This is a genomic window from Streptomyces fulvoviolaceus (genome assembly GCF_000718165.1).
Taxonomy (GTDB): domain Bacteria; phylum Actinomycetota; class Actinomycetes; order Streptomycetales; family Streptomycetaceae; genus Streptomyces; species Streptomyces fulvoviolaceus.
In genome coordinates, this window is record NZ_JOEY01000011.1 from 41,542 (window position 1) to 56,603 (window position 15,062).

Annotated in this window: 12 protein-coding genes; 7 read left to right on the forward strand and 5 right to left on the reverse strand. The window is 70.7% G+C overall.

Annotated elements, in window-relative coordinates; all coding sequences use genetic code 11:
• Positions 1-129: 129 nt before the first annotated feature.
• The 3 genes from IG08_RS0113365 to IG08_RS0113375 all read left to right on the forward strand — a co-directional run bounded on the left by IG08_RS0113365 (position 130) and on the right by IG08_RS0113375 (position 5,115).
• Positions 130-2,085: a Xaa-Pro dipeptidyl-peptidase gene (locus IG08_RS0113365; RefSeq protein WP_030600456.1), complete on the forward strand. Its 1,956-nt coding sequence runs from the start codon at positions 130-132 to the stop codon at positions 2,083-2,085.
• On the forward strand, positions 2,082-3,326 hold the full coding sequence (locus IG08_RS0113370; protein WP_030600458.1) for a M14 family metallopeptidase: 1,245 nt from the start codon (positions 2,082-2,084) through the stop codon (positions 3,324-3,326). Before IG08_RS0113365 ends, IG08_RS0113370 begins: the two co-directional genes overlap by 4 nt.
• Before the next feature lie 88 nt (positions 3,327-3,414).
• Positions 3,415-5,115 (forward strand): BCCT family transporter, encoded by a 1,701-nt coding sequence (locus IG08_RS0113375; protein ID WP_030600460.1) that lies wholly within the window; start codon positions 3,415-3,417, stop codon positions 5,113-5,115.
• A gap of 10 nt (positions 5,116-5,125) precedes the next feature.
• Here IG08_RS0113375 and IG08_RS0113380 read toward each other — a convergent pair whose 3' ends face one another.
• On the reverse strand, positions 5,126-6,076 hold the full coding sequence (locus IG08_RS0113380; RefSeq protein ID WP_030600462.1) for an FAD-dependent oxidoreductase: 951 nt from the start codon (positions 6,074-6,076) through the stop codon (positions 5,126-5,128).
• A 66-nt stretch (positions 6,077-6,142) separates the two neighbouring features.
• Here IG08_RS0113380 and IG08_RS0113385 point away from each other — a divergent pair, with 66 nt between their 5' ends.
• A complete protein-coding gene (locus IG08_RS0113385; protein ID WP_030600464.1) occupies positions 6,143-7,165 on the forward strand; it encodes a hypothetical protein in 1,023 nt (340 codons plus the stop codon).
• 73 nt (positions 7,166-7,238) lie between these two features.
• Entirely contained in the window at positions 7,239-8,879 is a 1,641-nt protein-coding gene (locus IG08_RS0113390) for an ABC-F family ATP-binding cassette domain-containing protein (RefSeq protein WP_030600467.1), read from the forward strand.
• Positions 8,880-8,962: 83 nt separating this feature from the next.
• On the opposite strand, the gene IG08_RS0113395 is transcribed toward IG08_RS0113390, so the two are convergent.
• The 3 genes from IG08_RS0113395 to IG08_RS0113405 form a co-directional block, all read right to left on the reverse strand.
• Complete coding sequence (locus IG08_RS0113395; protein WP_030600468.1) at positions 8,963-11,332, reverse strand: Tex family protein; 2,370 nt, start codon at positions 11,330-11,332, stop codon at positions 8,963-8,965.
• Positions 11,333-11,412: 80 nt separating this feature from the next.
• A complete protein-coding gene (locus tag IG08_RS62450) occupies positions 11,413-11,544 on the reverse strand; it encodes an LPFR motif small protein (RefSeq protein ID WP_261724130.1) in 132 nt (43 codons plus the stop codon).
• Positions 11,545-11,640: 96 nt separating this feature from the next.
• Positions 11,641-12,510: an SCO6745 family protein gene (locus tag IG08_RS0113405; protein WP_030600470.1), complete on the reverse strand. Its 870-nt coding sequence runs from the start codon at positions 12,508-12,510 to the stop codon at positions 11,641-11,643.
• 115 nt (positions 12,511-12,625) lie between these two features.
• Between IG08_RS0113405 and IG08_RS0113410 the strand changes: the two genes are divergently transcribed.
• Together IG08_RS0113410 and IG08_RS0113415 are read left to right on the forward strand one after the other, a co-directional pair.
• Positions 12,626-13,585 (forward strand): GlxA family transcriptional regulator, encoded by a 960-nt coding sequence (locus tag IG08_RS0113410; RefSeq protein ID WP_030600472.1) that lies wholly within the window; start codon positions 12,626-12,628, stop codon positions 13,583-13,585.
• A 50-nt stretch (positions 13,586-13,635) separates the two neighbouring features.
• Complete coding sequence (locus IG08_RS0113415; protein ID WP_030600473.1) at positions 13,636-14,271, forward strand: DJ-1/PfpI family protein; 636 nt, start codon at positions 13,636-13,638, stop codon at positions 14,269-14,271.
• On the opposite strand, the gene IG08_RS0113420 is transcribed toward IG08_RS0113415, so the two are convergent.
• Positions 14,258-15,007: an enoyl-CoA hydratase/isomerase family protein gene (locus tag IG08_RS0113420; RefSeq protein WP_030600475.1), complete on the reverse strand. Its 750-nt coding sequence runs from the start codon at positions 15,005-15,007 to the stop codon at positions 14,258-14,260. The genes IG08_RS0113415 and IG08_RS0113420 overlap by 14 nt on opposite strands.
• Between the last annotated feature and the right edge of the window lie 55 nt (positions 15,008-15,062).

The window sequence follows — 15,062 nt, forward strand, 5'->3', positions numbered from 1 at the left end:
CGCCCCTGTCACACGATCGCCATTCGGCCGTCATGGGCGATCAGGCGCCCCACGCACCTTTCCAGCCACACTCCCTCTGCCCCAAGCGGCCCTCTTTTGTACGGGAGTTGACCGCGTTACCGTCCGCGCATGTCGATACGCACGCGCTTCACGATCTGGAGACCACTCGCGACGGCGGCCACAGCCGCCCTGCTGGCCACGTTCCTCACGCCCGCGGCCGCACAGGCCGCCCCGCGCGAGAGCCAACCCGTCTACTCGTACGAGAACGCCGTCCGCGAAGCCGTCTGGGTGGACACCGGACTCGACGGCGACAGCGACGGAAAGACAGACCGCGTCGCCGTCGACATCGTCCGGCCCCGCGAACCCGCCCAACAGGGCCGCAAAGTCCCGGTCATCATGGACGCCAGCCCGTACTACTCGTGCTGCGGCCGCGGCAACGAGAGCCAACTGAAGACGTACGACGCGAACGGCAACGTCGTCCAGATGCCGCTGTTCTACGACAACTACTTCGTGCCTCGCGGCTACGCCTTCGTCGGCGTCGACCTCGCCGGCACCAACCGCTCCGACGGCTGCGTGGACGTCGGCGGCCGCTCCGACATCCAGTCCGCGAAGGCAGTGGTCGACTGGCTGAATGGCCGAGCCACTGCCTACACGACCCGCAGCGGCACGACACGATCCAAAGCCACCTGGACCAACGGCAAGACCGGCATGATCGGCAAGAGCTGGGACGGCACCATAGCCAACGGCGTCGCCGCCACCGGCGTGAAGGGCCTGAAGACCATCGTCCCGATCAGTGCCATCTCCACCTGGTACGACTACTACTTCTCCAAGGGCGCCCCGCTCTACGACTCCGGCCCCGACTGGCTCTCCGACTACGTCGACAGCCCCGACGCCCGCGCCAAGTGCGCCGCCGTCCAGCAGAAACTCGTCGACCAGGCGCCCCGCACCGGCGACTGGACCCCGCTGTGGACCGAGCGCGACTACGTGAAGGACGCGAGCAAGGTCAAGGCGAGCGTCTTCCTGATCCACGGCATGCAGGACCTCAACGTCCGTATGCAGCACGTCGGTCCGTGGTGGGACGCGCTCGCCAGGAACGGCGTCGAGCGCAAGGTCTGGCTCTCCCAGACCGGCCACGTCGACCCCTTCGACTTCCGCCGTGCCACCTGGGTCGACACCCTGCACCGCTGGTTCGATCACGAACTCCTCGGCTACGACAACGGCATCGACCGCGAGCCCATGGCCGACATCGAGCGCCACCCCGACCAGTGGGTCACCTCGAAGTCCTGGCCGCCGCGCGGCACGGCCACCACGACCCTGCGCCCCGCCGAGGGCACCCAGGAGGGCGTCGGCACCCTCGGCCTGGCCAAGGGCACCGGTACCGAGACCTTCACCGACAACCCGGCGCTGAGCGAGACCGACTGGGCCGCGCAGATCGACACCTCCACGCCCGACAAGGCGGGCTTCGCCACCGGCCCGCTCACCAAGGACCTGCGCCTGTCCGGCTCCTCGAAGGTCACCGTCACCGCGACCCCGACCACCTCGACGGCCCACCTGTCCGCCGTCCTCGTGGACCTCGGCCCCGACACCATCCGCGACTACGGCGCGAGCGGCGAGGGCATCAGCACGCTCACCGACCGCACCTGCTGGGGCGTCAGCACGACGGGCGACAGCGCCTGCTTCAAGGAGACGCAGGCGAAGACCGCCGCCGTCGACTACACGGTCGTCAGCCGCGGTTGGGCCGACCTCGGCAACCACGCCAACCCCGGAAAGGGCGTCCCGCTCACCCCGGGCAAGGCGTACACGATCACCCTCGACCTGGGCGCCACCGACCACGTCGTCCCCGCCGGTCACCGCCTCGCCCTGATCGTCGCGGGCACGGACAAGGACCTGATCGACCCGCCGTCCACCACACCCACGCTGAAGATCGACCTGTCCCGTACGTCCGCGCGCGTCCCGCTGGTCGGTGGCGCGTCGGCGTTCGCGTACGCCACCGAGGGCGCCGCGACCGCCGTACCGGAGGCCACGCCACTCGAAGGCGTGACGGCACCGCGGACCGTCCAGCGCGTTCCGGGAGGAGCCGAGTGATCCGAGCCCTCACCCTGACCACGGCGGCCCTGGCCGCATCCCTGGTCGCCGTACCGGCCCAGGCGGCCGACGCCCCGCCCCGCACCGGCTTCGAGGAGTCGAACGGCGCCCGCTGGACCGGTGAGACGGAGGAGCAGGGCTTCCTGACCGCCGTCGACGAGGCGAGCGACCGCGTCTCCGTCGCCCGCATCGGTACGACGAAGCAGGGCCGCCCGCTTCAACTCGTCCGGGTCGGCACGCGGAACGCCCCGAACAAGGTGCTGCTCGTGTGCAGCCAGCACGGCGACGAACCCTCCGGCCGCGAGGCCTGCCTCACCAGGGTCCGCGACCTGGCGTATGCGAACGACACGCAGACCCGGCGCTTCCTGGACCGCACCACTGTCCTCGTCGTGCCCACCGCCAACCCCGACGGACGCGCCGCCGACACACGGGGCAACAGCGACGGCGTCGACATCAACCGCGACCACCTCGCGCTGCAGACGGCCGAGGCGCGGGCCATGGCGGCGGTCATCCGCGACCAACAGCCCGACGTCATCTACGACTTGCACGAATACACGCCCACGCCCCTGTACTACGACAAGGACCTCTTCGACCTCTGGCCCCGCAACCTCAACACGGACGAGGCCGTCCACGACGAGGCCGAGACCCTGTCCGAGGCGTACGTACGGCCCGCAGCGCAGAGCGCCGGGTACACGACCGGCACGTACGGCATCTGGACCGACCCCGTCACCGGCGACCCGATCAAACAGGTCGCCGGCGACGGCCAGGAACGCATCCTGCGGAACATGTCCGGCGTGAAGCACGCACTGGGCCTGCTGATCGAGAGCCGCGTCGATCCTCTGACGGACACGGACGAGGCAACCAACAACCTGCGCCGGGTGAACTCCCAACTGGCAGCGCTGAAAGGCCTGTTCGGGTTCGCCGACGAGCGTCGCGGCCAGGTCGAGGCCGCGACGACCGCCGCCCGGCACGAGGGCTACGCCGACACCGGCCCCGTCTACCTCGGCGGCGCCGACAACGACCCCGCCGAACCGACCGAGGTGATCCAGGACCCGCCCTGCGGCTACCGGCTCACCGCCGACCAGTACACGGAGGTCAAGGACGAGCTCGCCCTGCACGGCGTGAAGACGAAGGGCACGTACGTCCCGCTCCGTCAGCCCCTGCGCGCCCTCGTCCCCCTGCTCCTCGACGAACGCGCTCCGTACCACCTCACGGTCGGGGAGCCCGACACCGGCTGTTGAATCGGTCTAGATCTGCGGCACCTGTGGTAGGTCCTGGGGAACTGTGTGAAACCCGGCGTATCCACCGCCCCTGGGGAAGGTGCCGCAGATGACTGAAGACCTGAAGAAGAGAGGCGGCCGGGAAGGCCCGTCGGGCGTTCTCGGCCACGAGACCGACCGGGTGGTGTTCGGCGTCACCGCCGCCATCACCGTGGCCTTCGTGATCTGGGGCTGGGCGGCGACGGACTCGCTGGAGGACGTCTCCACGAAGATGCTCAACGGGCTGATCCACAACGGCGGCTGGGCCTTCATGCTGGCCGCCTCGTGTTTCGTGGTCTTCGCCCTGTGGCTCGCGATCAGCCGCTACGGCCGCATCCACCTCGGAGCCGAGGGCGAGGAACCCGAGTTCAAGACCGTGTCCTGGGTCGCGATGATGTTCAGCGCGGGCATGGGCATCGGCCTGATGTTCTACGGCGTCAGCGAGCCGCTCTCGCACTACACGACCCCGCCCCCGGGCACGACCCCCGCCGACTCCGCCGAACGCATGGAAACGGCGATGGCCACCACCCTCTTCCACTGGACGCTGCACCCCTGGGCGATCTACGCGGTGGTCGGCCTCGCCATCGCCTACAGCACCTTCCGCAAGCGCCGGCGCCAGACCATCAGCGCGGTCTTCACCCCGCTCATCGGGGAGAAGCACGCGAACGGCAACGCGGGCCGGGTGATCGACATCCTCGCGATCATCGCCACCGTCTTCGGTTCCGCCGCCTCGCTGGGCCTCGGTGCCCTCCAGATCGGCTCCGGCTTTCAGGAGCTGGACTGGATGGACGACGTGAGCACCGGCCTGCTCGTCAGCATCATCGCCGTCCTGACCCTGGCCTTCGTCGCCTCGGCGGTGTCGGGTATCGAGCGGGGCATCCAGTGGCTGTCCAACATCAACATGGTGCTGGCGCTGATCCTCGCGCTGTTCGTGTTCATCGCGGGCCCCACGATCATCGTCCTCGACCTGCTGCCCACCTCGATCTTCTCCTACCTCGGCGACCTGCCCCAGCTCGCCGGCCGCACCGAGGCCAGCGGCGGTGAGGGCGTCGCGGCCTGGCTCGGCAGCTGGACCGTCTTCTACTGGGCCTGGTGGATCTCCTGGACGCCCTTCGTCGGCATGTTCATCGCCCGCATCAGCCGCGGCCGCACCATCCGGCAGTTCGTCGGCGGCGTCATCCTCGTACCCAGCACCGTCAGCCTCGTCTGGTTCGCGGTCTTCGGCGGTACCGCGATGAAGCTGAAGGAGGGCGGCGCGCTCGGCGGCGAGGACACCCCCGAGGGCCAACTCTTCGGCGTCCTCCAGGAGTTTCCCGTCGCCACCGCCACCAGCCTGCTCGTGATGATCCTGGTCGGCATCTTCTTCGTCTCGGGAGCCGACGCCGCCTCCATCGTGATGGGCACGCTCTCCCAGAAGGGCGCGCTCGAACCCGGCCGCTTCGTCGTCGTGTTCTGGGGCATCGTGACCGGAGCCGTCGCCGCCATCATGCTGCTCGTCGGCAGTGGCCAGGGCGACGCGCTCACCGGCCTGCAGAACCTCACGATCCTGGCCGCCGCGCCCTTCGTCCTGGTGATGATCGGCATGTGCGTCGCCCTCATGCGCGACCTGCGCAAGGACCCGGTCATCGTGCGCGGCGAGATGGGCTCCGAGGCCGTCGGACTCGCCGTGATCGAGGGCCACAAGAAGTACGAGGGCGACTTCGAGATCAAGGTCGGCCCGGGCGCCGGTACGGAGACGGAAGGCGATCCGCTGGGCCACGACCACGGCTGAGCAGCTGAGTTCAGGGGGAGGCGAGCCCGGCCGCCTCCTCCGCACAGCCCCAGGCCACCGTCACGCCCCCACCGCCGTGACCGTAGTTGTGCACCAACACCCGCCCGTCCGGCAGCGGTGCACGCTCGAGCCGCACCGAGTCCCGCACCGGCCGCAGCCCCACCCGGTGCTCCAGCACCCGCGCCCCCGCGATCTCGGGCCGCAGCGCCGCACACCGCCGTACGATCGCCTCGGCCACGGCCGGATCCGGCTCCCGTGACCACTCGCCTTCATCCTCCGTGCCGCCCAGCAGGAGCCGCCCCGGCTGCGGGAAGAAGTAAGCCGTCCTGCCGTCGGCGTCCGCCGAAACGAGCCACGTACGGATCCCGGGGTTCTCCACCACGACCAACTGCCCGCGCACCGGACGCACGGACGCGTCCGGCACGAGCTCGCGGGCGCCGAGCCCCGTGCAGTTGACCACGACCGGCGCCTCGACCAGAGCGAGGTCGGACACCGTGCGCACCTCGATCGACCCGCCCGCCTCGAGGAACCGCTCCCGCAGCCACGGCAGATGGGTCGACATGTCGATGAGCGGCAGCCGGGCCCACACGCCCGTCCCTCCGTACTCCTCGGCCGTCGCCGCCCGCAGCCCCGGCACCCGGGCGCCCGCCCACGCGATCGCGCCGTCCAGATCGGCCTCGCCCAGTACCCCTTCGACCATGCGTACGCCGGTGACGTCGGGCTGCGCCGCCAACTCCTCGTACACGTCAAGGGACCGCAGCGCCCACGCACGGGCCGACGCCACCGGATCGATCCGGTGCGGCCACCACAGCGCCCCCGCAACCCACGAGGTGGTCCGCTCGACGGGATCCCGTGTCCACAGCCGTACCCGCCGGCCCCGCTCGGCCAGAACGACGGCCGTCGTCAGCCCGATGACCCCGCCCCCGACCACGACGACGTCGCCGCTCAGCTCACTGTCCACGCGGGGACGTTAGCGGAATGAGCCATGCCGTGCTCAGACCGCTCCCACTCTGGGGATACTCACATCATGTCTGCCGAATACGCGACCTTCGGCCTGGCACCGGCGATGCGTGCCGGTGGAGTCCTCGCCAACGGTGACTTCCGGGTACACCGGGACTTCGTGGACTTCATCGTCGACGAACGACCGTTGCTCTTCCAGCTCTCAGACCTCGACGCAGTATCCCCACTGGCCTCAGACGTCCCACCCGCCATCTTCACCGCGCAGGTCCGCAGCCTGCTGATGGAGACGGACGCCCCGCTTCCGGGCGGCCGTTACGTCATCTACGGCTGCCCCGAGTGCGAGGACCTGGCCTGCGGTGCCGTCACCGCCGCCATCGAGCGGGACGGCGACGACTACATCTGGCGGGACTTCGCCTGGCAGACCGACGAACACGCCGATCTGGAGCTCAACGGCTACCACGGCATCGGCCCCTTCCGTTTCCACGGCTCCGAGTACCGCGAGGCCCTCATCTCCCTTCTCGGTGAGGAGGCCGACAGCCCGCGCCGCAGGGTCCTGCTGATCGGCGCCCGTGTAGCCGTCCTGGCCAAACTGGCCGCCGCCCTGCGCATCATCGGCATCGGCGCCGACATCACCCGGGAGGTGGGCGACGTCCCCGCCGACGAACTGCGCGCCTACGGCGCCGTCGCCTTCGGCCGCGCGATCACCGAGGAGGAACGTGCCGCCGTACGCCGCTCCTTCGACCGCGCCGGCGTCGACGTGGCCTACGTCGACGGCCTCGCTCCGATCGTCCCGCTCCTCGTGGCGCAGATAGAGCACGCCCTGGACCGCAGGCCGGTGGAACAGCGCCGCCTCACCCGCCTGGTGACCGCCGACGGCGAGGCGGGCGTCGAGGTCACCTCACCGTGCCGGGTGCGTCTCACGGCGTACCGGCTCGACCGCCTTTACCGCACCCACGCCCAGGAGGTCTTCGACGGCGTACTGGAAGCCGGCCGCCATCGCATTTCCCTGGATGCGAAAGCGGTGAAGGGGGAGTCCTTCGTGGTGGCGCGGAGCTCGGGGAGTGTGCTGGTGGAGGCGATGGAGCGCTGACGGCGGGGCACGGGGTGGTGCGCGGAAACCGGGGCGCGTCCGGCCTCGGCGGGCGATTAGGATCGACCTCCTGATGACTGCCACCCTCGTCGCCAAGAACCTCGCCGCCGGCCACGGCGACCGCACCCTGTTCGCCGGGCTCGACCTCGTCGTCGCGCCCGGAGACGTGATCGGCCTGGTCGGAGCCAACGGCGCGGGCAAGTCCACGCTGCTCAGGATGCTCGCCGGGCTCACCACGCCGGAGGAGGGCGAGCTCAGGCTGTCCCCGCCGACGGCGAGCGTCGGCCATCTGCCCCAGGAGCCGGAACGCCGGCCGGGCGAGACCGTACGGGATTTCCTGGCCCGCCGCACAGGCGTCGCCGAGGCCCAGCGGGTGATGGACGAGGCGACACAGGCGCTGGTGGACGGGGCGCCGGGCGCGGACGACGCGTACGCGACGAGCCTGGAGCGCTGGCTCGACCTCGGCGGCGCCGACCTCGACGAGCGGGCCGAGGAGGTCGCCGACTCGCTGGGCCTGGCGGTCGACCTGGACCTGCCGATGACGTCCCTGTCCGGCGGCCAGGCGGCGAGGGCCGGTCTCGCCTCCCTCCTCCTCTCCCGCTACGACGTCTTCCTGCTCGACGAGCCGACCAACGACCTGGATCTGGACGGTCTGGAGCGTCTGGAGCGGTTTGTGAAAGGCCTCCGCGCCGGCACCGTCGTCGTCAGCCACGACCGCGAGTTCCTCACCCGCACCGTCACCAAGGTCCTCGAACTCGATCTCGCACAGCAGCAGATCACCCTCTACGGCGGCGGCTACGAGGCCTACCTGGAGGAGCGGGAGGTGTCCCGCCGGCACGCCCGCGACGACTTCGAGGAGTACGCCGACAAGCGGTCCGCACTCCAGGACCGGGCGCAGATGCAGCGCTCCTGGATGGACAAGGGCGTGAAGAACGCCCGCCGCAAGGCGAACAACGACAACGACAAGATCGGCCGCAAGTTCCGCTCCGAGGCCAGCGAGAAGCAGGCCGCCAAGGCCCGCCAGACCCAGCGCATGATCGAACGCCTCGACGTCGTCGAGGAGCCGCGCAAGGAGTGGGAACTGCGCATGGAGATCGCGTCGGCACCGCGCTCGGGGTCCGTGGTCGCCACGCTCCGGGACGCCGAGGTACGGCGGGGCGACTTCGCCCTCGGGCCGGTCTCGCTCCAGATCGACTGGGCGGACCGGATCGCGGTGACGGGAGCCAACGGTGCCGGCAAGTCCACGCTGCTGGGCGCCCTGCTCGGCCGGGTCCCGCTCGACTCGGGCAACGCCTCGCTCGGCTCCGGCGTCCTGATCGGCGAGGTCGACCAGGCCCGCAAGCTCTTCCACGGCCCGGAGGCCCTGCTCGACGCGTTCTGCGCGGCGGTTCCGGACACCGAACCGGCCGAGGTCCGCACCCTCCTGGCCAAGTTCGGCCTGAAGTCCCACCACGTCCTGCGCCCGGCAGCCGGCCTCTCCCCGGGCGAGCGCACGAGGGCCGGACTGGCGCTGCTGCAGGGGAGGGGCGTCAACCTCCTCGTACTGGACGAGCCGACCAACCACCTGGACCTACCGGCCATCGAGCAGCTGGAGTCCGCACTGGACGCCTACGAGGGCACGCTCCTCCTGGTCACCCACGACCGCCGCATGCTGGACGCGGTCCACGTGACCCGCCGCCTGGAGGTAGCGGACGGCAAAGTAACGGAACGTTGATATCGCCCTGACTGGGAGCGCCCCTCAGGGGCGCGGGGAACTGCGCGACCAGCCACAACCGGACCCGCAGTTCCCCACAACCTCTACCGCCCCTTGTTCTTGGGATTGAGCAACCCGGCCTTGCGCAGAGCATCGGCCATCGCACTGTTGGCCGGCGGCGGCGCAGCCTGCCGCGAACCACCACCGCCCTGCCGCTGGGGCTGCCGCCGCTGCTGAGGCGGACGCTCACCCCGCTGCTGTCGCCGCTCACCGCCGGAGGCCTCCGCCTCGTCGTCCAGCCGGAGCGTCAGCGAGATCCGCTTGCGCGGGATGTCGACATCGAGGACCTTCACCTTGACGATGTCGCCGGGCTTCACCACGTCCCGAGGATCCTTGACGAACGTCTTCGACAGCGCGGACACGTGCGCCAGACCGTCCTGGTGCACACCGATGTCGATGAACGCCCCGAAGGCCGCCACGTTCGTCACGACCCCTTCCAGGACCATCCCGGACGACAGGTCGGAGATCTTCTCCACGCCCTCCTTGAAGGTGGCCGTTTTGAAGGCGGGCCGCGGGTCGCGCCCGGGCTTCTCCAACTCCTTGAGGATGTCCGTCACGGTCGGCAGACCGAACGTCTCGTCCACGAAGTCCTGCGGCTTGAGCGAGCGCAGCACACCCGTGTTGCCGACGAGCGCGGCCACCTCCTGGCCGGCGGTCTTCACCATGCGCCGGACGACCGGGTACGCCTCGGGGTGCACGCTGGACGAGTCCAGCGGGTCGTCGCCGCCACGGATCCGCAGGAAGCCCGCGCACTGCTCGTACGCCTTCGGGCCGAGCCGGGCCACGCCCTTCAGCTGGGTGCGCGACTTGAACGGGCCGTTGGTGTCCCGGTGCGACACGATGTTCTCGGCGAGCCCGGAGGTGATGCCGGAGACCCGGGCGAGCAGCGGGGCCGACGCGGTGTTGACGTCGACACCCACGCCGTTCACACAGTCCTCCACCACCGCGTCCAGCGAACGCGACAGCTTCACCTCGGACAGGTCGTGCTGGTACTGGCCGACACCGATCGACTTCGGGTCGATCTTCACCAGCTCCGCGAGGGGGTCCTGCAGCCGGCGCGCGATCGACACCGCGCCGCGCAGCGACACGTCCATGTCGGGCAGCTCCTGCGAGGCGAAGGCCGAGGCCGAGTACACGGAGGCGCCCGCCTCGGACACCATGACCTTGGTGAGCTTCAACTCCGGGTGCTTGGTGATGAGTTCACCGGCGAGCTTGTCGGTCTCGCGGGACGCCGTGCCGTTGCCGATCGCGACCAGCTCGACCTCGTGCTGCTTGGCCAGCCGGGCCAGCTTGGCGATCGCCTCGTCCCATTTGTTGGCCGGGACGTGCGGGTAGATGACGTCGGTCGCCACCACCTTGCCGGTCGCGTCGACGACGGCGACCTTCACGCCCGTACGGAACCCGGGGTCCAGGCCCAGGGTCGCGCGCGTGCCGGCCGGGGAGGCGAGCAGCAGGTCGCGGAGGTTCGCCGCGAAGACGTTGACCGCCTCGTCCTCGGCGGCGGTGCGCAGCCGCAGCCGCAGGTCGATGCCGAGGTGCACGAGAATCCGGGTGCGCCAGGCCCAACGGACCGTGTCCGTCAGCCACTTGTCGCCGGGACGGCCGCGGTCGGCGATCGCGAACTTGTGGGCGACGATCCCCTCGTAGGACGAAGGACCCTCGGTCGCCTCCTCCGGCTCCAGGACGAGGTCGAGGACCTCCTCCTTCTCGCCGCGCAGCATCGCGAGGATGCGGTGCGAGGGCAGCTCGGTGAACGGCTCGGCGGAGTCGAAGTAGTCGGAGAACTTGGCGCCCGCCTCCTCCTTGCCGTCCCGCACCTTGGCGGCCAGCCGTCCGCGGACCCACATGCGCTCGCGCAGCTCACCGATCAGGTCGGCATCCTCCGAGAACCGCTCGGTGAGGATCGCGCGGGCGCCGTCGAGGGCGGCCTGCGGATCGGCCACGCCCTTGTCGGCGTCGACGAACGCGGTGGCAGCGGCGAGCGGCGCGACGGTCGGGTCGCCGAGCAGGCCCTCGGCCAGCGGCTCCAGACCGGCCTCGCGCGCGATCTGCGCCTTCGTACGCCGCTTGGGCTTGTACGGCAGGTAGATGTCCTCCAGGCGCGCCTTGGTCTCCGCGCCCCGGATCTGCGCCTCCAGCTCGTCGGTGAGCTTGCCCTGCTCGCGCACCGAGTCGAGGATCGCCGTCCGCCGCTCCTCCAACTCCCGCAGATAGCGCAGCCGCTCCTCGAGCGTGCGCAGCTGCGCGTCGTCGAGCATCTCGGTCGCTTCCTTGCGGTAGCGGGCGATGAAGGGAACCGTTGAACCGCCGTCGAGCAGTTCCACGGCAGCCTTGACCTGCCGCTCCCGTACGCCGAGCTCCTCGGCGATCCTGCCTTCGATGGACCCAACGTCGATGGGCGTGCGTGTCGTCACGATCCCGTACCGCCTTCTCACTGAGGTTGCGCGGCAATTGTGGCAGGTGGCACGGACACTCGGGGATCAGGGCGCGGTCATCAGGCCCTGCGGCGCCGGGTGGAGCCCGAGGCACCACCGAAAAGCCGGGCCAGCGCCCGGAAGGGCAGCGTCACGACGGTGGCGATGGCCCCACCGATCTGGCGCAGTACGTCAGCGATTGCACGGAACACGAGAATCCCCTTTCCTCTCCCGGCCACCACGACCGGAGGAGGACCGAGTACCTCGCCCGCGGCCCGGCATGCGCCATCGCCCCGCGGCACCTCCGATCAGCGCTTGCCGAACAGGCCCGCCGGGTAGGCGCCGGCGGTGAGTACGGCGCCCGCGAACTTCCTGCCGAGCTCGGTCAGGCGGGCGACGCCGTCCGCGCCCAGGTGCTCGTAGGGAGCCCGGTCCAGCGTGTCGGTCTCCCGTTCGATCTCCTCGCGCAGCGCGGCGCCCTGCTCCGTCAGCTCGCCGTCCGCGTCCAGCAGTCCGCGCTCCCGCAGCCGTCCGGCCGCCGCTTCCCATTCCTCCCGGGTCCAGCCGCGCGTGACGGACACCCACTTCGGTGTCATTCCCCTGCCGGTCGCGGCATGGGTCACCAGGGCTTCCAGACCGTCGAGCCCGGCGGCCATCAGCGCGGCGAGGTGCCCGTCGCCCCGGTGCTCGCGCAGCAGCGTGGCCGCGTGCCAGTAGGCCAGGTGCGGCTCCTCGGGCACCGGCAGGTCGGCGTGCGCGGAGTACAGCGGCCGGGCGCTGCGCGAACAGGCCCCGGCGGCACGCAGGGCGAGCCGCGCGGCCTCCGCCATCTCCGCCGAGGCCAACGCCTCCTCGCCCAGCAGACGACGCAGCGTCGAGTCGACGGCACGCGCGCGTGCGGCGAGAACCTGCTCGGGCGTGGCGACCGACCAGACCGCGGGCACGTGCTCGGCCACCAGCTCGTGCTTGTAGTTGTAGAACGTCGCCGTCACCGTGCCGGCCCCGACCGGCCCCATCGCGGCCGCGCGCACCGCGAAGTTCACGGCCCGGGGATGGGTGACGCCGACCGAGCCCAGCTCACGGTCCAGGTCGGGCGAGAAGTAGTGCGTGGCGTGCAGGGTGTTGAGCGTGTTCTGGCAGTGGCGGCCCGCGCGAGGGTCCAGGACGGCGGTAGTCATGGACCACACGCTACCGACCGGTCGGTACTCGGGCGGTGGGCGGTCCCGGCCGATGGCGGAAAAGGTGGGGACATCGTCATTGCGGCTGTCCCGCCGCCCGCAAAGAATCGACCGCATGGCCCAGCGAACCGTTCTCGTCCTCCTCTTCGACGACGTGCAGAGCCTCGATGTCACCGGCCCTCTGGAGGTCTTCGCGGGCGCCGAGCAGCACACCCCGGGTACGTACCGCATCCGTACGGCGTCCCTGGACGGGGCTCCCGTGCGGACCTCCAGCGGCCTGACCCTCGTACCGGACGAATCGTCGGCAGAGGCCCGTGAACCGCACACCTTGCTGGTCCCGGGCGGCGAGGGCACCCGCCACCCCGACCCGCGCCTGATCGACTGGCTGCGTGAGAACGGCTCGCGCGCCGAGCGCCTGGTCTCCGTGTGCACCGGTGCGTTCCTGCTCGCCGGGGCGGGCCTCCTGGACGGCCGCCGTGCCACGACCCACTGGGCGTACTGCGACACGCTCGCCCGTGCCCACCCGGCCGTCGAGGTCGACCCCGACCCCATCTACATCCGCGACGGCCGGATCGCCACCTCCGCCGGCGTCACCTCGGGCATCGACCTCGCCCTCGCGCTGGTCGAGGAGGACCTGGGCCGGGACGTGGCCCTCGCGATCGCCCGTCACCTGGTCGTCTTCCTGCGCAGGCCGGGCAACCAGGCCCAGTTCAGCGCCCAGCTCGCCGCCCAGACCGCCCAGCGCGACCCGCTCCGGGAGGTCCAGCAGTGGATCACCGAGCACCCCGCCGACGACCTGACCGTCGAGTCCCTCGCCGCCCGGGCCAACCTCTCGCCTCGCCACTTCGCCCGCGCCTTCCAGGCCGAGACCGGCATGCCCCCCGGCCGGTTCGTCGACCGGGTCCGCCTCGAACACGCCCGCCGTCTCCTGGAGGACACCGGCGGCGGCATCGAGGAGATCTCCCGCACCAGCGGCTACGGCACCCCCGAGGCCATGCGCCGGGCCTTCGTCAGAACCCTCGGAACAGCCCCGGCCGAGTACCGCCGCCGCTTCCGCTCCACGCCCGTTCACTGAACTGAACAGAACTGGACTGAACCGATCCGAACCGAGCTGAAAGGAATCCGATGCAGATCGCGATGGTCGTCTACGACCGCTTCACCGCCCTCGACGTCGTGGGGCCCTACGAGATCCTCAGCCGCCTCCCGGACGTACGGGTCGACTTCGTCGCCGAGCAGACGGGCCCGGTCCGCACCGAGACGGGATTCCTCGCACTGACGGCGGACAAGGCCTTCGACGAGGTCCCGCATCCCGACGTCGTCGTGGTGTCGGGGGGACCCGGCACCTTCGCCCAGCTCGAGAACGAGGTCCTCCTGCAGTGGCTCCGGGCCGCCGACGCGACCAGCACCTGGACGACCTCCGTCTGCTCGGGGTCGCTGTTGCTCGCCGCCGCGGGCCTCCTGGAGGGACGCCGGGCGACCTCCCACTGGGTGGCTCTCGACCTGCTGAAGGAGTTCGGTGCCGAGCCGACGGGCGAGCGGGTCGTGACCCAGGGCAAGTACGTCACGGCGGCCGGCGTCTCCTCGGGCATCGACATGGCCCTCACCCTGGTCGGCAGGATCGCCGGCGACGAACACGCCCAGGCCGTACAGCTGTTGACCGAGTACGACCCGCAGCCGCCCTACGACGCCGGATCCCCCGGGAAGGCACCCGCGCACCTCGTCGAGGAGTTCCGCACGAACAGCCGCTTCACCCTCGCGTAGTCCAGGTGAAGCTCGGCCGCCTGCGCTCCAGGAACGCGGCGACGCCCTCCGCGGTGTCGCCGCTGTCGCGCGCCTGCTCGCTCCAGTAGGCGTCCCGGTCCGTGAGCCCGTTCGCGAACTCCTTCGCCGCGGCCTGCGTCAGCTGCGAGCGGGAGACCAGGATCCGGGTGAACTCCCCGACCCGCTTGTCGAGTTCGCCCTCCGGCAGTACCTCGTCGACCAGTCCCGTGTGCAGCGCGCGCTCCGCGTCGATCAACTCGCCCGAGAACAGCAGGTACTTGGCGGCCGAGGGACCCACCAGCGACACCAACCGCCGGGTGGAGGAGGCCGGATAGACGATCCCGAGCTTCGCCGGCGTCACCCCGAACAGCGAGCCCTCCGCGGCGAACCGCAGATCACAGGCCGCCGCGAGCTGCGACCCACCGCCCACGCAGTGGCCCCGGACCGCGGCCAGCGTGGGCTTCGGAAACGCCGCGAGGGCCTCCTCGGCGAGCACTGCGAGCCCCTGCGCCTCCTCCGGCGACTCCCGCAGCGTGGAGATGTCGGCGCCCGCACAGAACGTGCCGCCCTCACCGGTCAGCACGAGAGCCCGTACGTCCGCATCCGCGGCCAGGGTGTCGAGGAGCGGCGGCAGCGCTCGCCACATCGCGGCCGTCATGGCATTGCGCTTGGCCGGATGGTGGACCACGACAGTGGCGACCGAGTCGGCGACGGTGTGCAACAGCTGCGGCTCCATGAGTCGGATGCTAGCCGCACCCCTCGGCCGCACGATCAAGAAGGGGGTCGTAGCT